The sequence below is a fragment of the Actinopolymorpha sp. B17G11 genome, from assembly GCF_040196095.1.
In the GTDB taxonomy this organism is placed as follows: Bacteria; Actinomycetota; Actinomycetes; order Propionibacteriales; family Actinopolymorphaceae; genus Thermasporomyces.
The window spans coordinates 74543-100402 of record NZ_JBEFTW010000024.1 but is presented as its reverse complement, the minus strand read 5'-3'; the positions used below and the strand labels follow the sequence as shown (position 1 = coordinate 100402).

The window sequence follows — 25860 nt, the reverse complement described above, 5'->3', positions numbered from 1 at the left end:
GCGCCGCCGAAACCCCGACGTCCCTGAACCCCCGCCTGCCTGCTCAGGAGTACGTGTGCAGATCACCGACCTTGACGTTGTTCCGGTGACAGTTCCCGCGCATGACCCGCCCTACAAGTGGCGCGGCGGACTACCGGGGTCGCGGCCCACATTTACCGGCGGTGTGCTCCGGATCCACACCGACACCGGACACGTCGGAGTCGCTCTGGTCGGCCGACCGCAGGTGGCAGTGCTCTTGGAAGACTTCATTCAGCGCCACCTCCGGACGGAGATGGTTGGCAGGGATCCGTTGCTCCGCGAGTGGTGGTGGCACCGCATCTGGGAGCTGGATCGCCTCGAAGAACTGCCCATCTACATCTTCGGCCAGGTTGACGTTGCTCTCTGGGATCTTGCCGGCAGGGCCCTCGACCTGCCGAGCTGGAAGCTGATGGGCGGGTTCCGAACGTCCGTCCCCGCCTATGCCTCGACTGTCACCTTCGACACGATCGAGCAGTACCTCGATGTCGCTGACCAGTGTCGTGAGCTCGGCTACGGCGCCATCAAGCTGCACGCGTGGGGAGACGTGGCACGTGATGTCGCGCTGATCCATGCGCTGCGGGAGCACGTCGGCGAGGGCTTCCCACTCATGTACGACGGCTCTGCGGGGTTCGATCTGCCCGATGCGATTCGGGTTGGCCAGGCGCTGTCGGAGGCCGACTACCTCTGGTACGAGGAGCCGATGCGCGAGTTCAGCGTGACCGCCTACAAGCTCCTTGGCCGAAATACCGCGGTTCCCCTGCTGGTGGCGGAGACATCCGACGGTGCTCACCTGAACGCCGCTGACTTCATTGCGTCAGGGTGTGCGACCCATGGCGTTCGAGCCAGCACCAGGTTGCGCGGCGGGATCACGGGCGCGTTGCGGATCGCGCATCTCGCGGACGCCTATCGACTCCGTGCGGAAGTGCACAGCGCGGACATGACGAGTCGTCACCTTTGTATGGCGATCTCGAACAACACCTACTTCGAATCCATGATCACCTCGGATCCGGTGAAGCGCCCGCCTGAGATCGGGCCGGACGGAATGCTTCACGCCCCGACCGAGCCCGGCATCGCCCTCCCAAGAAACCTCACGTTGCCGTCGGAGTTGGCGACCTTTCAGGAAGGCGCGGCGGTTGCGCGAGGCGTGATCGCTCCGGTGGAGGCGCCGGTGAGGTCTCCATGACAGCGGGCACCGTCGACACGTTGATGTGGTGGAACGAACCCGCAGTGGACTGGATCGACGCCCTGCCAGTAGGGAACGGCTCTCTGGGAGGAAAGGTCTTCGGCCGGACCGACCATGAACGCATCGCTTTGAACATCGACACTCTCTGGTCCGGGCGGCCGCGCCAGCACGGGGTCAAGGACGGGCCGAAGATCATCGCGAAAATTCGCGAACACCTGTTAGGTGGCGATGACCGAGTGGCCGCGGACCACATGGTGCGCGGGCTGCAGGGCCCGTTCAACTCGGCATACCAGCCGCTGGGTGACTTGCTGCTCGAACACAGTGGGTCTGCTGGGCAGACTGACGGGCCTGCCGAGAACGTCGACGAGTACCGCCGAGAGCTCGACCTCGCATCCGGGGTCGTGCGGGTCAGCTACCGGCGTGACCAGGTCAGGATCGTGCGGGAGGCCTTCATCTCCCACCCGGATCAGGCGTTGGTCGTGACCGTCGAAGCGGACGCTGACATCGTGATCACAGCAAGGATGGTGTCGCCCCATCCGGTGGAGTACCAGGTGCCGAACGGGCGGTCGGTGCTCATGACAGGATTCGCCCCGACCTATGTGGAGGAGAGGATCCTCAACAAGGTCGATCCGGGGGGTACGACGTACCCAGGGTTGGAATACTCCGACGCCGGCGGGGTCGGATTCGCTTCTGTCCTGCACGCCGCTGGCGACTGTGCCGTGTCGGCCACGACAGATGGCCTCCGAGCGTCGGGCAGGAGGTTCCATTTCATCCTGGCCGCCGAAACGAATATCGAGGACTGGCGCGAAGCCCCCGGCCGGGACCTGTCGACGCCGATGTCGGTGAGCACCCAGCGCGCCACCGCCGCCGCGGCACGGGATGTCGCAGGTGTTCGCGACGACCACGTTGCCGACCACGGTGCACTGTTCCGTCGCGTCGAGCTGGATCTGGGCTCCTCCGTCGATCGCCGAACGCTCTCCACTGCCGAACGTGTCGATGCGGTCACCGCTGGCGGATCAGACCCAGGTCTGTTCGCCGACCTGTTCCAGTTCGCGCGGTACCTGATGATCGCGGGATCGCGTCCAGATGCCCTTCCGCTGAACCTTCAGGGAATCTGGAACGACCGACGTAACCCGCCCTGGTTCTGTAGCTTCACGACGAACATCAACGTCCAGATGAATTACTGGGTCGCCGGACCCGGAAACTTGGCGGAGTGCACTGAGCCCCTCATCAATTACGTCGAGTCGCTGGCCGAGGCGGGTCAGGTGACCGCGCGTGAGGTGTTCGGGTTCGCCGGATGGTGCGTCAACCACAACGCCGACATCTGGCGTTCGTCCTGGCCGATCGGTGCGGGACAGAACCGGCCAACGTGGTCTCTTGCCCCGACCTGCGGTATGTGGATGGCCTCCTGCATCGTCGATCACGAGGAGTTCTACCGGGACGATGATCTGGTGCGCGAGCGGATATTCCCTGTCATCGAAGGTGTGGCCACGTTCGCGCGGGACCTCCTGATGATCGATCCGACGACCAATCGTCGGGTGGTGGTTCCGTCCACCTCGCCGGAGAACTGCTACCTGGACAGCGCGGGGCAGGCTGTTGACGTCGACATCCAGACGACGTACGACCTCTGGCTGGTTCGGGAAACATTCGACAGCTACCTGAGACTGGCCAAGCGGTGCGGGATCGAGAACGATCTCACGACGACAGTCGCCGAACTCCGGGCAGAACTCGACGAGCCGCCGATCGGCTCGGATGGGCGTCTCCAGGAGTGGTCGCAGGAATACGGCGAGCCGGAACCGGGCCACCGGCACCTCTCTCATCTCTACGGCGTCTACCCCGGCCGAGAGGTTGACCCAGCGACCACCCCCGAACTCGCCGACGCCGCGTTGAAAAGCCTGCTGGGTCGAATGGCGGACGGCACCAATCCGCGCTCGGGATGGGGACACGCCTGGACGGGATGCCTGTTCGCTCGGTTGTTGGACAGTGAACGTGCCAAGTGGGTGCTCGATCACTTCCTCGAAGCCGGGTTGATCGGGCACGGTCTGAGCTACCGCTCATTGCGTGGGATTCATCAGATCGACGCGAACCTCGGATTCGGGGCAGCGGTGGCGGAGATGCTGCTGCAAAGTCACCGCGGGGTCATCCGCCCACTTCCAGCGTTGCCATCGGAGTGGACGAAAGGCCGGGTGCGTGGTCTTCGGGCAAGGGGAGGCGTCACGGTCGCGATCGAGTGGAGCGCTGATCGATGCACAGTAGAGCTCATCGCAGACCGAGACGGAAACTATCAACTATGCATGCCGAACACTTCCCATCGCATCGAGGAGATCACACTCTCCGCGGGGATCCCGTGGCGCGGGGTGTACCCCGGCCCAGCATGATCAACGGCGCCGTCACCGGGTTGCGTATGCTTCGGCCAGTTAATCTATCGCGCAGTAGGTCAGCCCGGAGGATCCATGAACGCACCGCAGCAATCCGCCGTGGGCGCTGCGGCGCCTCCGGCCTGGGCGCGACGGCCGGCGAACCTCGCCAGCGCGGTGATGGCGGAGCTTGTGGAGCGGATCGTGCGCGGCCTCCACCAGCCAGGTACACCTCTACCCCCCGAGCCCGCTCTCTGTGAGACCTTCTCGGTGAGCCGACCGGTCGTCCGCGAGGCAGTGAAGATGCTTCAGGAGAAGGGTTTGGTGCAAGTCCGGCACGGCGCCGGCACCACGGTGACCCCACCGGCGATGTGGAACATGCTCGACGGGCTGGTACTGGCGGCGAGCATCGAGAGGGACAAGAGTCTGGGTATCGTCGATGACCTCGTGGTCACCCGGCGGGTGCTGGAGTCGGACATGGCCAATGTCGCCGCCCAGCTGGCCACCGACGAAGTCATCGATGAGCTGCACTCACTGGTGGATCGGATGGACGATCTCGTGGACGACCGGGTCGCGTACCGTGAGCATGACCGTGCCTTCCACGACGTGATCATGCAGGTATCGGGTAACCGCCTCGCCCGGGCCGTGGTACGCAGCCTGCAGAGTCAGGTGGTCAACGCAGCGCAGTACATCGGTCAGCAGGAGCGTGGCATGCGGGTGAAGTCCAATCTCGGTCATCGCCGCATCTACGAGCGCATCGCGGACCACGACCGCGACGGTGCGGCGGAGGCGATGTTCGCACACATCACGAAAGCTTGGCTTCTCCGCCGCCGCGGTCCCGGTGCCCCGGTCCGCCTGGAGCGCTAATTCCTCGTCAAGGAACGTTGGTGTATACCAATGACGCTTCTCTGTTGGTCAAGCGGCCGTTGAGCCAGTGACGGCTGGGCAACGTCTCCTCCTTGTCATTGGATCGCGTTCAGGCTGATCGCCCGGGCTGCGGAGCCGGCAACCAGGCCACTCCATCGTGCCCTCGCAGTGAGAACGTACAGCGCCGGTCCAGCATCGTGCGGAACGCTCACCCGGTAGCTGACCCGAACACTGTCATGCGGTGGCACCACGGTCGGCGGCGGAGAGGTCAACGCGACATCCCAGCCGGCAGGCGCAGTGAGACCGATGCGGGGAGTGGCGAGAACCTGGCTTCCGGTGTTGTTGAGGGTCACGGCGACCTCGGCAGTCGTGCCGCCGGCCACCAGGTCCGGCGCGGTGACGGTGAGGCCCTGGGCGCCGTCGGCATGGTGAGCCTGGAACGTCTTCTGCAGTGGGAGGTCGCGTGACGACGCGCCTGCGAACACCGTGTAGGTGCCGGGCGCGACGTCCCAATTGTGCGCTGTGGTGTTCCAGTACGAAAGCGCCGAGGCCGACAGGGTCATGGTCACGCGTTCGCTCTGGCCGGGGGCCAGGCGGACCTTCTCGGTCGCGACCAGTCTGCGGGGTGGCTGGCTCACAGTGTCAGGGAACCCGAGGTAGACCTGCGGTGCCGCGGTTCCGGCGCGCGGCCCGGTGTTGGTCACCCGCAAGCTGACCTTGACGGCTCGGCCCGGGGTGGCGGATGTGGGTGCGACCTCCAGATCGGCGTAGTCGAAAGTGGTGTACGACAGGCCGAAACCGAACGGAAACAGCGGCTCGATGCGTTGCGCGTCGTACCACCGGTAGCCGACCTGCAGCTGTTCGGAATATTCGTACACACCGTCGGTGTGCGGGTAGCGCGGCGGGCTGTGGCAGCAGTCCTGCTCGAGGTTCACCGGGAACGTCACTGGCAACCTGCCAGACGGGTCTGCGTCGCCGAACAACAAGGCGGCCAAGGCGTTGCCGTTCTCCTCACCGGGATACCACATCTGCACCAGGGCGTGGACGTCTGAGACCCATGGCATCCGCACAGCGCCTCCGGTGTTCAAGACGACGACGGTGCGCGGGTTGGCCGCCTGGACCCTCTCGATGCGCTGGTTCTGGTCGCCGGGCAGGTCGATGTCGGCGCGGTCCTCGCCTTCCCTCTGGTCGGCGTGGGCGATGACCACCGCGACGTCCGCGTCGCGTGCGAGCTCCGCGGCCTGGTCGAGGTCCCTGCCGGTGGTGGTGGTCACCTGCACGCCGTCACCGACCCGATCCCGGATCCCTTTCAGTGGGCTGACCGTGTAGTACGGAACTACCCGCGAACTTCCGCCGCCGCCCGGGTGTGCGACGGCCGCATAGTCACCAATCACCGCGATCGAACGCAGCGACGACGTGTCCAGCGGTAGGACACTCCGGTCGTTCTTCAGCAGGACAGCACCCTGCTCGGCCACCGTGCGGGAGAACGCGCCATTGCGCTCGACCGCGACCGGCCTTGCTGGCACGCGGTCGTCGTCGAACATCTTCAGGCGGAACCTCATGGTGAGGATCCGACGCACCCGCTCGTCGATCAGTGCCTCGCTGACCTCGCCCTGCCGCACCAGGTCGGACAGTTGGTCGTACCACTTTCCCCACTCGCGGCCGGTGAACGACTGGTCAAGGCCGCCGTTGACCGAGCCGATCGCACTGGTGGTGGCGGCATAGTCGGAGCCGACCACTCCGTCAAAGCCCCATTCTCCTTCGAGGATCTCGCGGATCAGATAGGCGTTCTCGCAGTTGTGAACACCGTTGACCATGTTGTTGGCGCACATCACCGAGTACGCCTGCCCGTCTGTGGCGGCGATCTGCCAGGCGGGCAGGTAGATCTCCCGCATCGTCTGCTCGTCGACATTCGACGTGGTGCTGTGGCGGTCGAGCTCCTGGTTGTTCAGCGCGTAGTGCTTGAGCTGGGCCGCGACGTCCTGGCTCTGGAGGCCGCGGGACCAGGCGGCAGCCAGGTGTCCGGTGAGGTAGGGGTCCTCGCTGAAGTACTCGAAGTTCCGCCCACCCTGTGCCACCCGGACGATGTTCATCGCCGGGCCGTAGAGTACGTCGACGCCGCGGGCGCGGGCCTCCTCGCCAATCATCCGTCCGTACGCATGGGCCAGGTCAGGATCGAACGACGCGGCGAGGGACACGGTGGCCGGCAACGCTGTGGACGGCCCCAGCTTGCAGTTGTCCGGATAGATCTCTCCGAAGCAACTGTCCTTGACGCCGAGAGGGCCATCGGCCAACTGCAAGGGCGGTATACCCAGGCGTGGCACACCGGGGACGTAGCCGACCGAGTGCACGCCGCGTGGCCGGCCGACGCCGTACATCTGTTGGGTCTTCTCCTCCAACGTCAGCTGCGAGAGCAGGAGTTCGACGCGTTGCCCGATCGGCAGGGACGAGTCCAACCAGGGCCGGTCGTCCTGTGCCACGTCCGTGCTGACGCTCTCCGCGTGAGACCTCGGTGGTTCGACCGCGGCTGACATTGCGAGCAGGGCCAAGAACACCGTCGTCGTCAGTGCGGCGCACACACCGAATCGCCTGGATTCCATGGTTCATCCCTCCCACTCTGGTGCGACGCCGCGGACCAGGATCGTGATCGACGGGGATCCGAGGTCGGGATGGGTGGCGGTCACGCACACCCGCCCAGCACCACCGTCGACCGACCGGACCCAGACCGCGCCCACACCTCCCGCGTCGGCGAACGGGAAGGGGTTGTCGCCGATCAGATCCGCCGGACCAGTGAGCCGCAGGGTGACCGTGCCCCCCGCGTAGGGCCGCGGTGCCCCGTAACGGTCCACCGCGCGAAACACCACGCGGGTGGCGTCCGAGCCGTCGCCCGCGAGATTGTCGTCGTCGGCCACGAGGAGCAGCCGGTCACGCGTCTGATCGGCGGAGAAGGAACGGGACACGACGCGCCGGTCGCCGACGTAGCCGTCGATCCGTAGCTCCGGCGGTCGTTCGGCGGCGACGCCCCCGAGGTCGAGGAGCGACGGTGGATACCGAAGATGGGGGAACCGGTCCCGATCCGGGACGACAGTGGCATGGTGGCGACCGTCGAGGAGGACCTCGAGGCGGTCACAGTTCGACGCCACCAACGCCTCGGCACCCGGGCCCTCCGGCATGAGGTCACCGAAGTGCCAGAAGAAGGCGGGCTGGATCACCGGTCGAGTAGCCGGATCCACCTGTGCCTGGTAGATCGCCGCGCCCGGCTTGGGGACGCGGAAGACATCGACCACGCCCGACCATTTCAGCCGGTCGTACGTATTGGACCGGGCCGAGCTGTAGTCGAAAGCCGCCCAGGCGAGCACGCCGCAGTAGCGGTCGTTCGAGTTCGCGTGGTTGTGCACCTCGGCGTGGTAGAGCGCCTGCTGCTGCTGGACATCTGGTGGATCCGTACGCCGGTAGAACTGCTGGAAGCGCGGCCACTGGCCGACCGCCTCGGTGACGAGGTACGGACGGTCCTCGCGCGGCGGACGCAAGGTCGCGGTGCCCGAATAGTCGTTGAAACCGAAGACGTCGTGCTGGAAGTTCTCGGAAAGGTACCGCGGTCCATTCACCGCACCCGAGGTGGGACGCGTTCCGTCGTACGTCTTCGCGGCCTGCTCGGTGCGGGCGTAGAAGGCCGGATCATCGACGGACTCGTTGATGCGTACACCCCAGACCACCACCGAGGGACGGTTCCGGTCGCGGAGCACCATCTGCTCCACGTCGCGCAACGCGAGGTCCTGCCATGCCTGGTCACCGATGAAGTGCCAGCCCGGCATCTCCTCCCACACCAGCAGTCCCAGTTCGTCGCAGGCGTCGAGAAAGGCCGCGGACTGCGGGTAGTGGGAGCAGCGCACCATGATGCAGTTCAGTTCGTGTCGGAGTATCTCGGCGTCGCGTCGTTGGACCCGCGCGGGCATCGCGAAACCGCTGTACGGATGGAGCTCGTGGCGGTTCAGTCCGAACAGCGGGAGCCTGCGACCGTTGAGGAAGAATCCATCCATCTCGAATCGCGCGTCGCGGAATCCGAGACGGGCTCGGTGCTCGTGCACCGGCTGCGGAGGAATCGAAAGCACGGTCTCGACGTCATGCAGGTGCGGGGCGTCGACATCCCACAGCGCGATGGTCCCGAGGTCGGGGAGCGTGAGGTGCACCGTGGCCTCACCGGGGCGTGCGATCTCGACTGCGGTGGAGTCGCGGGCGACGACGCGTGAACCCTGCCGCAAGGTGACGTCCACGCGCACGGGCCGCGCGGGAGCTACTGCAGCGTCGATCGTGCAGATCACGTCGACGCGACGATCGGCGTCAAGGACATTCACCGGCTTGGCGAACACGTCCTTGACGAAGATCTGCGGTACCGCCCGCAGGGTGACGGGACGGACGACTCCACCGGGTTGGAGAAAGTCCGGGCTAGGGGCGCCGGCTGGGTCGCCCGAGGGCGGCACCTGGAGCCAGCGTGAGTCGACGGCCAGTGCCAGCACGTTTCCGCGCTGTTTCACGTGATCTGTGATCTCACGGCTGAAGGGAAGGTAGCCGCCAGAGTGTCGCTCGAGTTCGCTGCCGTTGAGGTACGGCGTCGCGACTACGTTGACCGCCTCGAAGTCGAGGAACAGTCGATGGCCGAGCAGGTCGGGAGGTACGTCGAAGTGGCGACGGTAGACGAAGACCTCCTCCCACGGTGAGCTTTCCCATCTGCGCCAGGAGAGATCGACCACCGTGTGGGGGACGGCTACCCGCGCGAACTGCGTGTCGTCGAAGCCAGGGCTAGTGCTCCCTGGCGTGAGACGGCCGCCGAACAGCCAGTTCCGGTTCATCGACAGGATCCGCGCGGCTCCGCCGTAGGTTTGGTAGGACGTGGACGCCGCGGAAGCCGGCCGAGTCTCGGCACCGCCGAGAAGCGACCAACCTGCAAGAGCGCCGCCTCCGGCGAGCGTCGCCTCGAGGAAACGCCGGCGATCGAGCTGAGCAAACCCGGGATTGCCTGTCACGCCTAGCTCCTTTCACTGAGCTTGATCGCGGTCACCGAGTGCGCGGGGAACGTGTAGGTGAACCCTCCATGCCCGACGGCGACCGTCCGGGTGGTGAGCCGGACCGTGTCGGGGCGGGTCGGGGTGTTGTACGACAGGTAGCTCGGACCGTTGACCGTCCACACCTCGGCTGCGGAACCGTGCCGGTAGCCGACCGGATCCACGCGGGCCGTCACGTCCTGATGGGCGTCGCGGTTGATGACGATCAGGTACAGCTGTCGGCGGTCGTCCGTGCCGGCGAGCGCGGTCACCGCCTGCAGGTGGTCACCGTTCTGCAGCATGTGTACCGGCGAGTCGACCACCTGGCTCGCCACGAGCGTGCCGCCCATCATCTGGGTGAACAGGGTGAAGACGTGGGCCTGTCCCTGCGGAACCGTCTCGGGCCCGGGGCCCGCGATGATCGCGTTGTCCGGGGCGCCGACCGCCGTCGAGCCCTCCGGTGGTTCGGCGAAGACGTAGTCGACGAGGGTGTGCCGCATCGCGACCGACACTCCGCCGAGGTCGATGAGCTCGCGCAGCAGTTCGGCGTTGTAGAGACCCTGGTCGAGCGAGCGGTGGTAATGCTCCACTCCCTGTGGGTTACTTCGTGCGAGATGGCCGTACTCCGACACCACGATCGAGACGTCCTCGGCCCGTTCACCGGCGTACGTCCTGATCCGTTCCTGCGCAGCAGCGACCACCGCGGATCGGTTGTCCGCCTGCGCGAGGAACTGTGCACGAAACTCCTCGACGGGCAGGTCGTTCGACAGCTGGTTGGGGCCGACGTAGGGATGTTGCACCACGCAGTCGTACGCATGCTCGGACCCCATCGCGGCAAGGAATCCGACCGTCGGCATCGCCGAGCACACCTGGATGTCGGGGTTGACCGCCTTCATCTCGCGGTAGAAGTCGACGAAGCCGTCGTGCGGTCCGGAGGTGTAGGTGAGCGTGATGACGGCATCCTCGGCGGGGATGTTGCCGTGCGCGCCGTCGCCGAAGGTGATCTTTCCGGTGTCGCGGTCCAGCTCGTAGACATCCTCTGTGCCGGCCGAGTCGAGGTCGGTGACCTGACGCCACTCCTGACCATCGACAAGAACGGTCTGGCCGGACGTCGCGACCGGTGGGTACTTCGCGTACTTCACCTGTCCGGCGGCGCCGTTGCTGACGGCGGCGTTCGGGCCGTGATCGTCGTAGGTCGCGACCGGTTGGCGTTCGAACCGCGTCGAGCCGCCGAACGCATAGAGCTCGTGCGTCGACGCCGCACTTTCGCCGGAGCGCCAGTACTCCTGAGCGGCGAGATCAGGCTCGTTGGCGACCTCCCAGTACGGAATGTCGTACGGCGCGGGATGACCGTTGTCGGCGCGGACGTCGGCCCAGGCCGTGCCACCACCAGGGTTGGACCCGGCCGGCGCAGTCATGTACTCCACCCAGTCGGCGGCCTCCCGGGCGTCGCCGGTGGCGAAGTTGACCACGATGCTGCCGGCGGCGTCGAGCTGTTCGAGGAACTGGCCGAACTCGTCGGGACCGAATTCCGCGGTCAGTGGCTCACCGAAGGACGCCGTGCCGTGAGGGCTCCGCTCGCGTTGCCCGACGGGGCCGACTGCGCGCTTCCAGCGCAAGGTGTTCGCGATCGTGCCGCCCGGGTAGCGGACCGCTGTCACTCCGGCCGCGCGGGTCTGGGCGACGAGCCCTGGATACGCGCGGTGCTGGTCGCTGTCCCACATCCCGAAGCCGTCGTAGGCGTAGCGGTGGTTGACGCCGTAGAGCAGCGGGCTGATCGCACCCCTGGCCCGTGCCGGTTCGACGACGATCCGGGTCCGCGGGTCTTGTGTGGCGTCGACCGTGGCGTCGCCGGTGGGGGTATTTCGCTCGCCCACGCCGACCACTGCATGGGCGGTGGAGGCCAGGAGCACGACGGCGACAGCGGCGATGCCGGCCGCCCTCCGGAAGTTGCGGGACAGGCCCGTGGGGGAATGACGACTGTCGACCTTGCTCGGCTCGGCCATCTCTTCCGATCCCTTCTGCGTGGCGCGGCCCGAGCCCGAGGTGCGGACGTGCTCGGGTGCTGCGCGCTCTCGCAGGTCACTGTTTGACGGCGCCTGCGATCCCTTCGACGAAATAGCGTTGGAGCAACAGGAAGACGACGATGACGGGCAGCAGGCTGATCGTGCTGGCGGCGTTCATCTGGGCATAGTTGGTGAAGTTCTCGCCCTGGAAGGAGTAGACCGCCACTGCGAGGGTGCGCAGCTCTGGCTGGCTCAACGTGAGCACAAGAGGCAGGAGGAAGTCGTTCCAGCTGGCGATGAACTGCAGGATGATCACGGTGGCCGTCACGGGCTTTGCCAGTGGCAGGAAGATCCGGAAGAACACTGTGAAGAAGCCGGCGCCGTCGATCGTGGCCGACTCCTCCAACTCCTTGGGAAGCTGGCGGAAATAGCCGGCATAGAGCAGCAGCTGGATGATGTGGGCCTGCCCACTCTCGGCGAGGACAATGCCGAACAGCGTGCCGTCGAGATTCAGCTTCGTGATCAGGTCGAAGATCGGAATGATCGTGTAGCCCTGGGGAAGGAACACCAGCGCGGCCAGAGCCGCGAACAGTATCTTGCGGCCGGGAAAGGCGTACCTCCCCAAGGCATAGCCCATGGTCGCGGTGGTGAACACCACGATGGCCACCCCCGAGACCGACACGATGACCGTGTTGATGAAGTACCTTCCGATCTCCGCGTCGACCCAGGCATCGGTGTAGTTGTTCCAGAACCACTTGGTAGGGAAGAGTCCGAGCCCGGCGAACACCTTTCCGTTCGGACGCACCGACGCCGACATCATCCACAGAAACGGATAGATCCACACCAGCGCGATGGGTGTGAGGATCGCGTAGGTCAGCAGCCTCCGGCCGCGCCCCCGGGACACGCCGCCGCGGGGCATGTGCCACCAGCGCCTCGTCGACGTATCCGGACGTGTGTCCGGCGAGGAACGGGCCCAGACGTCTCGTGTCGTTGTCATGACGCTCCCGCCAGGCCGGCGCCGCGACGGAACTTGCGTGCGGTGAAGATCTGTGCGACGGCGAGGATGATCAGCAGGATTCCGAACAGCACGCCGGCCGCCGAGGCGTATCCGAGACGCTGAATCGATACCTGCCCCTGGGCGCCGAAGGCCATCCGGTAGATGTAGAGCTCCATCACCTCGGTGGAGAAGTACGGCCCGCCGTGGGTCAGCGCCTGCATGAACGCGAACACCTGCATATTCCCCACCAGCACAATGAGCGCGATGACGACCGCGAACGGCGTCAGCATCGGTGCGGTGATCGAGATCGTGCGCCGCCACCATCCAGCCCCGTCGACCTGTGCGGCTTCGTACAACTCGTTCGGGATGGTCTGCAATCCGGCCAGCCAGTAGATCATCGGCTGCCCGAGCCACTTCCACACGAACAGCCCGATCGCCGTCCACATCACCGTCCGGGTGTCGGCGAGGAAACCGATCGGTTCCTCGATCGCGCCGAGCGCCCGCAGCGCCTGGTTCGCCGGCCCGTTGAAGCTGGAGAACACCATGCTCATGACGATGCTGACGATCGCGGTCGTCGTGACCACCGGAATGAAGAAGAGCGTCCGGAACAACGGTGCCAGCCGGAGCGCCCGGTCGTTGAGGACGATCGCGAGTAGGAGTGACAGGAACAACTCGATCGGGGTCGCTACACCGGCGAACCACAGCGAGCGGGCGAAGGCGTTCCAGAAGTACTCGTCGGCCATCAGCTCGCGGAAGTTCTGCAAGCCGACAAAGTACTTCGCCGCGTCGACTCCGCTCCAGTCGAAGAACGCGTAGTACCACGACATGACAAGCGGATAGAAGGAGAACATCACAATGAGGATGAACCCCGGAACCATCAGCAGGTAGACCGCCCACGCGGCCCGGATCCGCTGTGTGAGCGAGGACCTGCTCATTGTTCGTACAACGCGGTGTAGGGCTTGCGTGGATCCCAGTCGGAGAAGACCCAGTCGTCCCGGTCGACGTCCGCGCCGCGCGACCTGGCCTTCGCGATCGCATCGTCCAGTGACTTTTCCAGCCGGTCTTCCATCTGCCGCATCGCGGCTTCGACACCGTCCTTGATCTGGCCGGTGTAGAGACCGACGAGAGTGTCACTGAAAGTCGGTGTGGCCGGGACCTGGGCTTCGTACACCTTCGCCACGTCGGGGTTCCGCGCGGCGGGTTCGGGGCGCAACACGGTGTGCTTTGTCCCGAGCTCGAGTGCCTTACGCTGCAGAGGATCGGGATCGAGTTCGTGGATGGCATCGGGGAGCGCGGGCGGGTCGGCCGCACCGATGCGTAGACCGATCTGCACTTGCCCGGCGGCCGTGGTGAGATAGGCCATGATGTCGCCGATGACCGCGGTGAGCTTGGACTTGCTCGAGTAGACGTAGTTGTTCGAACCCCCAGGACCGTGAGTCGACGGCCAGATGTCATTCGGGTCCTGTTGCGGAGGCAGGTTGAGGCCGAGCCGGAACTCCGGGTTCTCCTCCTGCCAGGGGACGATGTTCCACGGGCCTTGCATCATGATCCCGGCCTGTCCCAGGGGCATCCGCGCCCTGGCGCCTGGCGCGTCGAGGTTGATCGAGTCCGGATGGGCGCTGCCGTCGGACTTGATCGCCAATATCAGCTCGATCGCCTCGATCACTGCCGGGTTGGTGACGTTGAACTTGCCGGTGCGCAGGTCGACACCTTCGGCGCCACCGTGCACACCAGCCATCTCACACATCGCGTTGATTGGGGTGGAGAGGCCTCCTGGCTGGGCGAGCCCGAAGATGGTGCCGTAGTAACTTCCGGCGCCCTGCTTGGTGATTTGCTTGGCGACCTCGCGGAACTGCTGCCAGGTGAGGACTTCCGTACCCAGGTCGGCGTCGAGTCCCCTGGCCAGGTCGGCGTTGAAGAGCAGCAGCGTGTTGATCCGTTGCTGCCCGGTCAGCGGCAGGGCGTACGTCTTTCCACCGAAGTCGGTGACGCCGTCGGCGAACGCACCCGCCGGAAAGCGCTCCTTGACAGCCGAGAAGTCGGGAACGATGTCGTCGTACGCACCGATCCAACGATTCGACACGGCCATGCCCATGGTGATCTGGACCGGCAACTGGAACACGTCGGGTGCCGTGCCGTTGCGCACGCCGAGGGTGACCACCTCGGTGATCTGGTTCCAGTTCGTCCCTTCGTAGCGGACGCTGATGTTCTTGTGCTTCTCTTCGTACACCGGGAAGAAGTCTTCGAAGAACCGTGCCTTCATGTCGCCGGAGTCCATCCAGCGCAGCTCCACGTCACCCGTTGGCAGCGTGCCCGCCGGGTCGGGGATTCGAATCGTCCCGGTCGGCCTTTGAGAGTCCGGCGAACCACCCGTGCCGCTGGTGGTTCCGGAGGTGTCGACGCATGATGCGGCGCCGATGCCGGTGCCGGCCACGCCCAGGAGGGTCAGCATGCGGCGACGTGAGAGTGATCGCGTGTGCTCTTGTTCGTGGTGTAGTGCGCCTTGCTCGGTGAGACCGTCGCTTCGAGATGGATGATGCATGATCCCTCCATCGGCTACGAGCAGCGTTTGCTGGTGACTCTCTTTCGTTGCTTCGTCCTCCCGGCCGGGCCTCCGCTCGGATACCCGGCGAGCAGCTCGGATTGGCGGAGAACCAGCGCGACCCCTCCACGTGCGGCTCCTAGCTCGCCGAGGCTGGCGGTCCGAAAAGACAGCCGGCGGCGCACCTGGCGGTGGGCGTATGCCTGGATTGCCTCCCAGGCAGGGTCGAGGAGCGGCTGCCCCGCGGCAGCGAGCTCCCCTCCGATGACGATGGCTTCCGGGTTGAGGACATTGCAGGAGGCCGCGAGGACCCGCCCGATCCGCTCGCCCGCTGTGGCGAAGACGGCATTGACGTCGGGGTCGCCTGCACGTAGTCGTCCGAGCACTCCGTCGAGATCGCGAGAGTGGCACTGCTCCAGCACCGCACCGAGCGACACGTAGCGCTCCAGGCATCCGCGACCCCCGCACCAACAGGCAAGTCCCTGCGGATCGACCGACACATGCCCAACCTCGCCAGCGCCGCCGTCGGCACCAGCGAAGAGGTGCCCACCGAGGATGAGTCCACCGCCGACGCCGTACGACAGCCGCACGTAGAGGACGTTCTGGATGCCCGTGGCGCTGCCCCAGATGGCCTCTGCGAGTGCGGCAAGGCGCGTGTTGTTGTCGACAAAGATGGGGACGTCGAACCGTTCGGCAAGCATGCGGTGAACCAGGTCCGTGCGGCCCGGTCGCGATCGGGCCGCCCCTGCTGCTGACCCGGCCACCGGACCGACGACGCCGACCCCGACACCGCCCAGGGCGGCGAGCGATATCGCGGAGTTCGACGTGAGGTCATCGACCAGTCTGAGTGCGAGCTCCACTCTGCGCCGCCAGGACGTCTTCTCGGCGCAGGGTGCTCCGCGTGAGGCGACAACCTCGTGCGCAACGTTCACGATGACGACGTGCGTACGCCGGTGGCCGAGGTCGATTCCGACCGCCAGTCCACCGGACTTGTTCAACGCCAGGACGCCGGCGGGGCGTCCACGCCTGCGCTGGGAAGCGGTGACCTCGGTGACCTCGACTACCGCGCCGATGGCAATCAGGTGCCGGACGATTGCCGACAGGGTGGTTCGAGACAAGCCGGTGATGTCCTCGAGCTGTGCCCGTCCGAGCGCGCCACGCGTGCGCAGGGCTGCAAGAACTCGCTCCTCGTGGCTCTCCCGGAGCAGCCGCAGCACCGTGGGACGGTCCTCACTCATGTCAGCACTGTGCACCGATCATGTATTTATGTCAATACTCAAGCATATTGCACTGGCGGCCGCGAACGACTTGTGCCGCCGACCTCCCACATGCCACACACGCCGAACAATGGTGGGGCGGCGGTCTCAAGCTCGTCGACAAGGTTCTGCGGCCTATCGCCGTTGCATGGGCGGATGCCGCGTGGCAATATGCTTCGAATGCCAGTGGTGGTTTCCGACCCCGTGCGAGAGCATTTCGAGTCTGCCCTCGCCTCGCTGGTCCGCAAGCTCGAGTCCGACCCCACGGTCGTGGCCGCGATGCTCTTCGGCAGCCTGGCCTATGCCACGGTGTGGGAGCGCTCCGACATCGACCTGGTCATCGTCCGCGATGACCGAAAGGCTCGGAGTGGCTCGGAGAGCGTGCCCTTGACCGAGCAGGGCGTGCTCATCAACGCCTCCGTCATGACTCGCGCCGAGTTCCGGCGCAGGATCCAGTCAGCTACCGGGGCCTTCATGTCGATGAATTCCCTGGGCCGGATCCTGTTCACCCGCGACGAGGGCCTGCGCCGCGTGTTCGAGGACGCGCGCATCCTCGGTGAGCACGACCGGCGGGTTGCCCTGCTGCGCAGCGCCGCTGGCGTGGTCCCGTTGCTGGACAAGACGGAGAAGTGGCTGGAGGTCGCGGACGACCCGCACTACGCGGCCGTGTGGCTGATGGACGCGGTGCGGGCGCTGGCCGTCGTCGAGGTGCTCCTCCGGGGCGAGATTCCCAACCGGGAGGCGCTGGTCCGGGCTCTGGAGCTGAACCCCGCCTTCTTCGAGAGCGCCTACACCCGCTTCCTGGGCGCACCGCCCACGCGCGACTCGGTGCGTACGGAACTGGACCGCGTCGACGACTATCTGGTCTCGCGCCAGGAAGAGCTGTTCGGGCTCCTACTCGACTACTTCCGCGAGGAGGCGACGATCCGCTCCCTGACCGAGATCAGCGCTACTTTCGAGCGCGAGTACGGGATCGGCTTCGCCGCCTACCTCGCCTGCCCGTGGCTTGCCGCCCACGGGGTGCTGGTGCCGGCCTCGGTGCCCTATCACCTGACCGAGCACAGCCGGGTCGAGCTCGAGGCCCAGGCCTACCTGATCCCCGGCTGATGGAGGCTTCCCCACGCACCGAGATCTCGATCCGGGGTGCGCGCGAGCACAACCTCAAGAACATCACCGTCGACATCCCCCGCGACCAGCTGGTGGTGCTGACCGGGCTTTCCGGATCGGGTAAGTCTTCGCTCGCCTTCGACACGCTCTACGCGGAGGGGCAGCGCCGCTATATGGAGTCGCTGTCCACCTTCGCGAAGCGCTTCATCGCCCAGGTACGCAAGCCCGAGGTCGACTTCGTCCTCGGGCTCTCGCCCGTCATCTCGATCGAGCAGCGGACCTCGACCGCCAACCCGCGCTCGACCGTGGGCACCATGACGGACGTCAGCAACTACCTCAACCTCCTCTACGCGACCGCAGCCGACGCCCACTGCCCGCGCTGCGGTCGGGGGGTGCCGGTGCTCTCCCCGGGCCGTGTCGTGGAGCGCGTTCTGGCTCTGCCGGCGGGCACGCCCGTTGACGTGCGCGCGCCCGTCTATCCGGTCTACGGCGAGGACCAGCGCTTCGTCCTCACCGAGTTGCGGCGCAAGGGCTACCGCCACCTCGTCGCCGACGGCCGCGAGCTGGACCTGGCCGAGGACCTCGAGCTGCCCGACCAGGAGTTCGCTGCTCTCGAGGTCGTCTGCGACCGTCTCAGCGTGCACCGTGGGGCGGAGCGGCAGCTGCTCACCGCCGTGCGCGATGCCCTGGTCACGGGCGAGAACTTCGTTCGGATTGTGCCCACCGCTCCGGCGGCGCTCGAGCTCGGCTGCCCGGAGCACGGGTTCGTCGCCTCCGACCTGGCCCATCAGCTGTTCATGTTCAACAACCCGGCCGTCGCCTGCCGCACCTGCTCCGGGCTGGGCACCTACCTTCAGGTGCACCGGGACCTGCTCATACCCGACCCAGGCAGGAGCATCCGCAAGGGCTGCTTCTCGACCATCACCTATGACGCCGAGACCTGGTTCTCGCGCATGCTCTACAGCCTGGCCATGCGCTACAGCTTCGACCTCGACACCCCCTTCGCCGACCTGCCCGGGCCGGCCCAGGACGTACTTCTCCACGGCACCCGTGGTGTCCGCATCCCGCTGCTGCGCCCTCCCGAGGCGCTGCGCCGGGACCGGGGCTTCGACCGCGACGGGCTGGAGATGGCGTTCGACGGTGTCCAGGGCCACATCGAGCGCTCCTATCGCGCCTACCGCCAGCGCTCCGACACGCGCAGGGAGATGGACGAGTGGCTGCGCCGGGTGATGGTGGAGATGACCTGCCCCGACTGCCGGGGCGCCCGCCTGCGTCCCTCACGCCAGCTGTTCAAAATCGGGGGGCGTACGCTGCACGAGCTCGGCGGTCTGAACTTCGTCGAGCTGCTGCAGGCGTTGCGCTCTCTGCCGCCGCCGCGCCGGGGTGGTAGCGCGGCCGGGCACGTGCTGGACGAGATCACCGGCCGCCTCGAGCTCCTCGTCGGCATCGGTCTCGACTACCTCGACTTCAACCGCCGATCGAGCACCCTTTCGGGCGGGGAGTCGCAGCGCATCCGGCTCTCGACCCAGATCGGATCGGGCCTGATGGGCATGCTCTACGTGCTCGACGAGCCCACCATCGGCCTCCATCCTCGTGACGCGGGGAGGATGGTGGCCATGCTCCGCCGGCTGCGCGACCTGGGCAACACGGTGGTCGTCGTCGAGCATGACGAGGACATGATCCGAGCCGCCGACCACCTGGTCGAGCTGGGGCCCGGGGCGGGCGTACACGGAGGGGAGGTCGTCGCTCAGGGCAACCTGGCCGACCTCCTTGCCTGCGAGCGGTCCCCGACTGGACAGTTCCTCTCTGGCGGCCGCTCGATCCCGATGCCGAGCATGCGGCGGCGGCCGGATGGGCGCCGGCTTGTGGTCCGCGGCGCCCGCGAGAACAACCTCCGTGGCATCGACGTGGAGTTCCCTCTCGGCCTCCTCGTGTGCGTGACCGGGGTCTCCGGGTCAGGCAAGAGCACCCTGGTCAACGACATCCTCTACCAGCGCCTGCGTAACCTGATGATCGATCCCCGACAGCTCTACGGCCTCCACGACCGCATCGACGGGCTCGAGCATCTCTCGGGCGTGGTCGACATCGACCAGTCGCCGATCGGGCGCACCCCGCGCTCCAACCCGGCCACGTACCTCGGTTTCTACACCGCCATCCGTGAGCTGTTCGCGGCCACGCCCGAGGCGCGAAACCGCGAGTACGGACCCGGCCACTTCAGCTTCAACGTCAAGGGAGGCCGCTGCCCCGACTGCGCGGGTACCGGCACCGTGCTCACCCAGCTGCACTTCATGCCCGACACCGAGACCCCGTGCGAGGCCTGCCGCGGCACCCGCTTCAACGCCGAGACGCTGGAGGTGACGCACGAGGGGAAGTCGATCGCCGAGGTGCTGGACCTGTCCGTCGAGGAGGCGCTGGACTTCTTCGCCGGCCACCGCCCGATCGTGCGCAAGCTGGCGCTGCTGGACCAGCTCGGCCTCGGCTACCTGACGCTGGGCCAGTCCGCCACCACACTCTCCGGAGGCGAGGCGCAGCGGCTCAAGCTTGCCCTGGAGCTGTCCAAGCTGCAGCGCGGCCGACACACCGTCTACATCCTCGACGAGCCCACCACCGGCCTCCACCTGGCCGACATCGCGCGGCTTCTGGACTGCCTCAACCGGCTGGTCGATACGGGGCACACGGTCCTCGTGATCGAGCATCACATGGACGTGGTGAAGCATGCCGACCACGTCATCGACCTCGGCCCCGATGGCGGGCACCTGGGAGGCCGGGTGGTTGCCGCAGGCACGCCCGAGGAGATCGCGGCCCACCCCGCGTCGTTCACCGGCCGCTGGCTGCGCAGCCACCTGGATAGCAGCGACTCTCCCACAGACGTCTGAGGCGACGAGAGATGAGACCGTCGCTCCGATCCCCCAAGCATCTCCAGTCTGGTCCATGGCCGGCGAATCGTGTACGCCGGAGAACGTAGTGCATGCTGCGTCGTCCGAGGAATGCGCTCGCAGACGGGGTGCGTCAGAGTCATGTCATGACAGAGCGTCCCTTCCGTTTCGGCATCGTCGGCGTACCGGCTGACCTGCCGTCTATGACATCGCTCGCTCGCCGTGTCGAGGGCCTCGGCTACGACACTCTGGTGTCGCCCGACCCACAGGGTGAACTCGACCCGATGACCACGCTGGCCGCTGCCGCGGCCGTCACCACCACCCTGCACGTCGGCACCTTCGTCGCGGTGGAACGGTTCCGTGAGCGCCGGATGCTCGCGTGGCAGGCGCGCTCGCTGACTTCCCTGACCAATGGGCGGTTCGAACTCGGACTCGGCACGGGGCGTCCTGACGCCGCGACACGCAGCGCCGAGATGGGCCGAGAATTCGGCTCCGCCGGGGCACGGGTCGAGCGCCTGGGCAGGACGCTTGCCTATCTACGTCAGCAGCCTGGACGACCGAAGCTGTTGGCCGCTGCGTCCGGGCCCAGGATGCTCACTCTCGCGGCGCGGGAAGCCGACACCGTCACCATGGCATGGGGGCCTCGCACGTCCGAAGGAGAGGCAAGGGTTTTCATAGACCGGTTCCGCGAGGCCGCTGGCGCCCGGATGAGTGAGATCGAGCTCGCGGCGAACCTGCTGGCGGTCGGCGATGACCCGGCGCCCTGGCTGGAGCGGTTTACGGGCGTAGGAGTGGCCGAGCTCGTCGCCGGTGGGGCTGTGACGGTCCTGCCCGGGCCGGCCCGGCAGGGCGCGGACACGTTGCTGCGTTGGCGGGACGAGCTCGGGATCTCCTACATCACCATCAACGCCGGCTACGTCGACTCCTTCGCGCCGGTGGTCGAGTTGCTCAAGAACCCTTAGCTCGAGGGGCGCGCCGGTTCAGCGCGCCGACTCGATCGCCGCCCACCGGCGTTGGTCGACGCTGTCGACGGCGAGCTCGGCGGACACCTCGCATGCGAGGCCACCGAGTGACGCCCGACGGCTTCCGCCCGGTGATGTGGGCACCTCAGTCCGAAAGTGAAACGGTGGGACGCGCAGCGAAGTCCGCAGAGCCGCCCTACTGCCGATAGGACGGTGCGGACTGCCAATCGGCACGGGTCAGGGCGTACTCGACCAGGTCGTGCTCGGCTCCGTCGACATCGTCCAGACGCTGGAAACTCTGGACGAGGGTCAGACCGGCCTTTTCCATGACGCGCCGGGAGCCGTGGTTGACCGCCATGGCTTCTGCGAAGACCCGCTCCACACCGAGCTCGGTGAAGCCCTTGCGGATCAGCGCGACCGAGCCCTCGGTTGCGTACCCCTGGCCCCACGCTGACCTGCGCAGGCGGTACCCGAGCTCGATCTCGCCCTCGCGGGGCTCGGGCCGACGGGGCCGGAAGAGGAACCAGCCGAGGAAGCCTCCGGTGGCCCTGTGTTCGGCCACCCAGTATCCGAAGCCCTCGAACCGCTGGTAGTAGCCGAGGAGCATGGGCAGGATCCGGTCACGGATCTCCGCGCGGGCCGTTGGCCGTTCACCGGTGATGTGCCGCATGACCTCGGGGCTGCCGTGGAGTTCGGCCAGGTCGCCCTCGTCGGCCTCGGTGAAGCGCCGCAACCTCAGACGGGGGGTCTCCAGGAAGATCGACATTCTCCGATCGTCCCAGGAGGGTCGATCAGAGCAACAAGGCCGGAGCTGATCGAACGCGCGCTGGACGTCGGAGTCCCGGTTGAGGTGGTCAGGACGAGGCGGGCGTGGTGGCTCAGCGGAGATGACGATCCGGCGGGAAACTCCCGTATACGCCCCGTGGCGTAGCCGGAGATACGTTCAGGTGGCGATGCCCCGGCTCGCCCCGGAACGCAAGGCTGGAACGTGTGGGTGAACGCTCGGCTCCACCGCGCACCCCGCACACCGCACCTCGCGCACGATTCCGGCCCTGGAAAGGATTGACGAGCCATGATGATCACCCGTCGGCGTGTGCTGATGGTCGCGGGCGGCCTCGCGGCGGCGGCCGCCGCACCCGCGACCGCCCGGGCCGACTCTGGGAGCATCGAAGCATGGATCGCCGCGAACGCGGCCGGTCTCGACACCGTCGACCCGCATGCTCCGCTGGTCGACCTGCGGGTGTTGAAGAGCAACGTCGACGGAGTACGTCTCGTCGGGCTCGGTGAACCGGCCCACAACCTCGCGGAGATCACCACCCTGAAGCACCGCGTGCTGCGGCTGCTGGTCGAGCAGCTCGGCTTCCGTACCGTGATCTGGGAGGACGACTGGTCCCTCGGCCTGCTGATCGATGACTACCTATGCACCGGTGAGGGCGACCTCGACGCCCTGGTGCAGGAAATGAGCTACGGCGCCTGGCGAAACCGCGAGGTGGTCGAGGTGTTGACCTGGCTACGCGGCTACAACCTCACCCACCCGCACAACCGGGTGCACTTCGTGGGTGCCGAGCATTACGGCACCCGGGCGTTCGTCTACGACCGGCTCTCCCGGTACATCGCCGAGACCGCACCTGAGTTACACGCCGAAGCCGCTGGCCTGATCCAGGCATTGCGGCCCGATCCGGCGAAGCCGATCGGTGAGCACGCCTGGTGGTTCTTCGAGGAGGCAGGCCAGGAGGTGCAGCAAACCTATCTGCGCCGAGCCGCACGGCTCAGGGCTCTGGTGAACCGAATCCACCGGCCCGCGGGCGACCGCGACTACTCGCTCGCCTACCAGACGGCACGGCAGATCGAGGCGTTCTACACCCACTACAGCCTCGATGAGACCGAGATCCCGTCTTACCGGGACGCCGGATCGGCCCAGACGATTCGCTGGTGGCTCGCACACTCCGGCACTCGGACTGCCTACTGGGCCGCCGCGCCGCACACGTCTCGCGCGGCCGAGGTGCAGCTCACGGCGCCGGCAGGTACGACGGCCTACGCCCCGGTCGGGTCACACCTCGCCCGATGGTACGGCGATCGCTATCGGGTGATCGGATTCGCGTTCGACCACGGAACCTATCCGACCAACGACGGGGCCATCACGCTGCCCGAACCGCTGCCTGAGTGGTACGAACGACGGTTCCATGACCTCACCCACGAGCAATCCGCCCTCGACCTGCGGCGCCGGGGCGCACCCGGCCCGGTCCGGGACTGGCTGTCGGCACCGTTCCGAACCCGCGGCTACCCAGAGGCCGGCGAAGCCTCGTCCGCGACCGGGGGCACGCTGGCGGAGTGGTACGACGTGGTCATCCACCGCCACGTCGTGACGCCGGTCGACCCCTATCCCTAGAAGATGGTCATGCCGGGAGCCACGCCGCGCGCGAGGATGACCATGGAGTGCTACGTGGAGCGCCCGCCGTTGCCGGGACTGGCGGGTGTCGTGCGGACAGTCTGGATCCAGCGCACCGGTGAGGCGGTGTACGTGCAACGGCACCTGCCCACGGGCGGCGTCGAGATCCACTTTCCGATCGGTGGTCCTCCCCAGCTGGTTGGCCCGCTGACCCGTCCGGCGATCGAGGTCATTCCGGCGCACACCACCATCGTGGGTGTGCGGTTCCATCCGGGGACCGCGCCGCCCCTTCCGACGGTGCTCGACGACCTGGTGGATCAGCGCCTGGGCTTGGCGGAGCTGTGGCGAGGTTCGGTGGACCGCCTCGTGGAGGCGGTCGCCCGGGCCGGGACGCCCGAGCGGGCGCTCATGTTTGTGCAGGCCCACCTCCTGCAGGAGTTTCGACGTACGGTCCGCGTGGATCCGCTGGTGGGCGAAGCCGTGAAGGCACTGATGCCCTGGCACCCGGTCAACATCGACACCCTGGCCACCCACCTGGCACTCTCCGCGAGCCAGCTGCGCCGACGCTGCCTGCACGCGGTGGGGGTGAGCCCCAAGGTCCTCCAGCGGACGTTGCGATTTCAGGGATTTCTGGCGCTGGCCCAGGCCGGCGCCACAGCCACGGGTCGGCGTGGTGCCGACGGCATGGCAGGACTCGCGATCGACGTGGGGTACGCCGACCAAGCACACCTCAGCCGAGAATGCCTCCGGCTGACTGGCCTCACCCCGAGCGCGCTCCTCGGCGGCGACCTCGACCGGTGCGCCTGTGGCCATGACCACTCCGCCTCCTTCCAGCCCTTCCTTGCCAACCGGAGCAGGCCGCTCCTACGAGTCTGAGCCTGCGCGATTCGTTCAAGACCCGTCGGCTGGCAGCTCATAGCGTGAAGCTCATGCCCGACCTGGCCGAGTTCGCCAATTCGCTCGACGGCGAGTTGTTCAGCCCTGACTCGTCGGGCTACGAAGCGATCCGCGTCCCGGTCAACGTCGTCTACCGGGAGGTGCGTCCCCGGCACGTCGTCCTGTGCCGCTCGGTCTCGGACGTCACCCGCGCGATGGCGTACGCGACAGCCACCGGGGACCGCATCGCCACTCGTGGCGGGGGACACTGCTTCGCGGGCCGATCGTCGACCGACGGGATCGTGCTCGACCTGTCCGGCTTCCATGGCATCTCCGTGGCAGCTGACCGAATCGCCACGATCGGAGCCGGCGCCCGCCTGGAACAGGTGTACGCGGCGCTCCACGCCCACGGCCGAACCCTGCCAGCCGGGTGCGGTCCCACCGTCGGCATCACCGGCCTCACCCTCGGCGGCGGGATCGGGCTGCTCGGGCGTAAGCACGGGCTGACCTGCGATCGCCTCGTCGGCGCACAGGTCGTGCTCCCGGACGGCAGCGTCGTGGAGTGCGACGACGACCACGAACCAGACTTGTTCTGGGGTCTGCGCGGCGCGGGGGGCGGCCAGTTCGGTGTGGTCACGGCGCTGCGGTTCGACACTGTCCCCGAGCCGATGACCACCCGGATCGAGGCGCACTGGTCGGGCATCGCTCTCGAGGAACTTGTCTTGGCCTGGCAAGCCTGGGCACCGGACGCCCCGGACGACCTCACCGTCGACCTCAGCCTTGTGTCCGAGCCCGGCGGACCTGGGCAGGCCAAGCTGTTCGGCGCCTCCACCCTCGAGGAGGGGTCGACCCGGGAACTGCTGCAGGAGTTCATCGACCTGGCGGGCGTGGCCCCCGAGATCGAGTTGCACGCCGGCTTGCCCTACCACTGCCTGAAGAGCACGTTTGCCGAACGGGAGGACGGACCCGAACGCGCCCTGCGGATGAGGTCGGAGTTCTTCTCCCACTCGATGGCCAACGGCACGCTCGCATCGCTCCTGACCCAGCTCGACGGCCGAACGTCCAAGGGTCGACGGGAGATCGCCTTCACCGCGATGGGCGGGGCCTACAACAGGGTCGCCGAGGACGCCACCGCTTTCGCCCATCGCGGCGAACGCTTCCTGGTTGCGCACATCGCCGGGGCGGCCGATCCCTGGGTCGACCGTTCATGGGCGACCGCCCATACGGACGGGTCGGGGCGTGTCTACCCCAACTTCCCCGACCCGGCGCTGGACGACTGGGCCGCGGCGTACCACGCAGGCAACTACGCCCGGCTGAGAGCGGTCAAGAACGCCTACGACCCGCACCGGTTCTTCGACTTCCCCCAAGCCATCTGAAGGAGA

Annotated in this window: 17 protein-coding genes; 9 read left to right on the top strand and 8 right to left on the bottom strand. The window is 67.0% G+C overall.

Features of this window, described 5'->3' with window-relative positions:
- The first annotated feature begins 55 nt into the window (after positions 1-55).
- The 3 genes from ABN028_RS22915 (at position 56) to ABN028_RS22905 (ending at position 4425) form a co-directional block, all read left to right on the top strand.
- A complete protein-coding gene (locus tag ABN028_RS22915) occupies positions 56-1201 on the top strand; it encodes an enolase C-terminal domain-like protein (RefSeq protein WP_349698048.1) in 1146 nt (381 codons plus the stop codon).
- Positions 1198-3579 (top strand): glycoside hydrolase family 95 protein, encoded by a 2382-nt coding sequence (locus tag ABN028_RS22910; protein WP_349698047.1) that lies wholly within the window; start codon positions 1198-1200, stop codon positions 3577-3579. The genes ABN028_RS22915 and ABN028_RS22910 overlap by 4 nt, the downstream gene beginning before the upstream one ends.
- 75 nt (positions 3580-3654) lie before the next feature.
- The gene (locus ABN028_RS22905) at positions 3655-4425 is read left to right on the top strand and encodes a FadR/GntR family transcriptional regulator (protein WP_349325640.1); all 771 of its coding nucleotides are present in this window, start codon (positions 3655-3657) and stop codon (positions 4423-4425) included.
- 95 nt (positions 4426-4520) lie between these two features.
- On the opposite strand, the gene ABN028_RS22900 is transcribed toward ABN028_RS22905, so the two are convergent.
- The 7 genes from ABN028_RS22900 to ABN028_RS22870 form a co-directional block, all read right to left on the bottom strand.
- Positions 4521-7025, bottom strand: coding sequence for a glycoside hydrolase family 3 C-terminal domain-containing protein (locus tag ABN028_RS22900; protein ID WP_349698046.1), 2505 nt, complete (start codon positions 7023-7025; stop codon positions 4521-4523).
- 3 nt (positions 7026-7028) lie between these two features.
- Positions 7029-9449, bottom strand: coding sequence for a glycoside hydrolase family 2 protein (locus tag ABN028_RS22895; RefSeq protein ID WP_349698045.1), 2421 nt, complete (start codon positions 9447-9449; stop codon positions 7029-7031).
- A 2-nt stretch (positions 9450-9451) separates the two neighbouring features.
- A complete protein-coding gene (locus tag ABN028_RS22890) occupies positions 9452-11473 on the bottom strand; it encodes an alpha-L-arabinofuranosidase family protein (RefSeq protein WP_349698044.1) in 2022 nt (673 codons plus the stop codon).
- A 76-nt stretch (positions 11474-11549) separates the two neighbouring features.
- Entirely contained in the window at positions 11550-12470 is a 921-nt protein-coding gene (locus ABN028_RS22885; protein WP_349698043.1) for a carbohydrate ABC transporter permease, read from the bottom strand.
- Positions 12467-13405: a carbohydrate ABC transporter permease gene (locus tag ABN028_RS22880; protein WP_349698042.1), complete on the bottom strand. Its 939-nt coding sequence runs from the start codon at positions 13403-13405 to the stop codon at positions 12467-12469. The genes ABN028_RS22885 and ABN028_RS22880 overlap by 4 nt, the downstream gene beginning before the upstream one ends.
- A complete protein-coding gene (locus ABN028_RS22875) occupies positions 13402-14922 on the bottom strand; it encodes an ABC transporter substrate-binding protein (RefSeq protein WP_349698041.1) in 1521 nt (506 codons plus the stop codon). The genes ABN028_RS22880 and ABN028_RS22875 overlap by 4 nt, the downstream gene beginning before the upstream one ends.
- A gap of 104 nt (positions 14923-15026) precedes the next feature.
- Positions 15027-16250, bottom strand: coding sequence for an ROK family transcriptional regulator (locus tag ABN028_RS22870; protein ID WP_349698040.1), 1224 nt, complete (start codon positions 16248-16250; stop codon positions 15027-15029).
- Positions 16251-16448: 198 nt separating this feature from the next.
- On the opposite strand from ABN028_RS22870, the gene ABN028_RS22865 reads away from it, so the two are divergent.
- From ABN028_RS22865 to ABN028_RS22855, 3 genes are all read left to right on the top strand, one after another.
- On the top strand, positions 16449-17375 hold the full coding sequence (locus ABN028_RS22865; RefSeq protein WP_349698039.1) for a nucleotidyltransferase domain-containing protein: 927 nt from the start codon (positions 16449-16451) through the stop codon (positions 17373-17375).
- Complete coding sequence (gene uvrA / locus ABN028_RS22860) at positions 17375-20251, top strand: excinuclease ABC subunit UvrA (protein ID WP_349698038.1); 2877 nt, start codon at positions 17375-17377, stop codon at positions 20249-20251. Before ABN028_RS22865 ends, uvrA begins: the two co-directional genes overlap by 1 nt.
- A 146-nt stretch (positions 20252-20397) precedes the next feature.
- A complete protein-coding gene (locus ABN028_RS22855) occupies positions 20398-21213 on the top strand; it encodes an LLM class flavin-dependent oxidoreductase (RefSeq protein WP_349325630.1) in 816 nt (271 codons plus the stop codon).
- A gap of 196 nt (positions 21214-21409) precedes the next feature.
- Here the strand turns inward: ABN028_RS22855 and ABN028_RS22850 are convergent, their stop codons facing one another.
- Positions 21410-21979, bottom strand: coding sequence for a GNAT family N-acetyltransferase (locus ABN028_RS22850; protein WP_349698037.1), 570 nt, complete (start codon positions 21977-21979; stop codon positions 21410-21412).
- Between the two features lie 306 nt (positions 21980-22285).
- Between ABN028_RS22850 and ABN028_RS22845 the strand changes: the two genes are divergently transcribed.
- From ABN028_RS22845 to ABN028_RS22835, 3 genes are read left to right on the top strand one after another with little or no spacing between them, the layout of a single operon-like run.
- Positions 22286-23602 carry an erythromycin esterase family protein gene (locus tag ABN028_RS22845; protein WP_349698036.1) on the top strand — a complete coding sequence of 439 codons (1317 nt, stop codon included), beginning with the start codon at positions 22286-22288 and terminating at the stop codon, positions 23600-23602.
- A gap of 42 nt (positions 23603-23644) precedes the next feature.
- On the top strand, positions 23645-24478 hold the full coding sequence (locus tag ABN028_RS22840) for a helix-turn-helix domain-containing protein (RefSeq protein ID WP_349325627.1): 834 nt from the start codon (positions 23645-23647) through the stop codon (positions 24476-24478).
- Positions 24479-24531: 53 nt separating this feature from the next.
- The gene (locus tag ABN028_RS22835) at positions 24532-25854 is read left to right on the top strand and encodes an FAD-binding oxidoreductase (RefSeq protein ID WP_349698035.1); all 1323 of its coding nucleotides are present in this window, start codon (positions 24532-24534) and stop codon (positions 25852-25854) included.
- Positions 25855-25860 lie beyond the last annotated feature (6 nt).

What these genes read in the sequence shown, in the direction of transcription:
- ABN028_RS22910 (WP_349698047.1), top strand. Translation starts at nt 1,198, where the DNA reads ATGACAGCGGGCACCGTCGACACGTTGATGTGGTGGAACGAACCCGCA.
- ABN028_RS22905 (WP_349325640.1), top strand. Translation starts at nt 3,655, where the DNA reads ATGAACGCACCGCAGCAATCCGCCGTGGGCGCTGCGGCGCCTCCGGCC.
- ABN028_RS22900 (WP_349698046.1), bottom strand. Translation starts at nt 7,025, where the DNA reads ATGGAATCCAGGCGATTCGGTGTGTGCGCCGCACTGACGACGACGGTG.
- ABN028_RS22890 (WP_349698044.1), bottom strand. Translation starts at nt 11,473, where the DNA reads ATGGCCGAGCCGAGCAAGGTCGACAGTCGTCATTCCCCCACGGGCCTG.
- ABN028_RS22885 (WP_349698043.1), bottom strand. Translation starts at nt 12,470, where the DNA reads ATGACAACGACACGAGACGTCTGGGCCCGTTCCTCGCCGGACACACGT.
- ABN028_RS22880 (WP_349698042.1), bottom strand. Translation starts at nt 13,405, where the DNA reads ATGAGCAGGTCCTCGCTCACACAGCGGATCCGGGCCGCGTGGGCGGTC.
- ABN028_RS22875 (WP_349698041.1), bottom strand. Translation starts at nt 14,922, where the DNA reads ATGCTGACCCTCCTGGGCGTGGCCGGCACCGGCATCGGCGCCGCATCA.
- ABN028_RS22870 (WP_349698040.1), bottom strand. Translation starts at nt 16,250, where the DNA reads ATGAGTGAGGACCGTCCCACGGTGCTGCGGCTGCTCCGGGAGAGCCAC.
- ABN028_RS22865 (WP_349698039.1), top strand. Translation starts at nt 16,449, where the DNA reads ATGCCAGTGGTGGTTTCCGACCCCGTGCGAGAGCATTTCGAGTCTGCC.
- uvrA (WP_349698038.1), top strand. Translation starts at nt 17,375, where the DNA reads ATGGAGGCTTCCCCACGCACCGAGATCTCGATCCGGGGTGCGCGCGAG.
- ABN028_RS22855 (WP_349325630.1), top strand. Translation starts at nt 20,398, where the DNA reads ATGACAGAGCGTCCCTTCCGTTTCGGCATCGTCGGCGTACCGGCTGAC.
- ABN028_RS22850 (WP_349698037.1), bottom strand. Translation starts at nt 21,979, where the DNA reads ATGTCGATCTTCCTGGAGACCCCCCGTCTGAGGTTGCGGCGCTTCACC.
- ABN028_RS22845 (WP_349698036.1), top strand. Translation starts at nt 22,286, where the DNA reads ATGATGATCACCCGTCGGCGTGTGCTGATGGTCGCGGGCGGCCTCGCG.
- ABN028_RS22840 (WP_349325627.1), top strand. Translation starts at nt 23,645, where the DNA reads ATGGAGTGCTACGTGGAGCGCCCGCCGTTGCCGGGACTGGCGGGTGTC.
- ABN028_RS22835 (WP_349698035.1), top strand. Translation starts at nt 24,532, where the DNA reads ATGCCCGACCTGGCCGAGTTCGCCAATTCGCTCGACGGCGAGTTGTTC.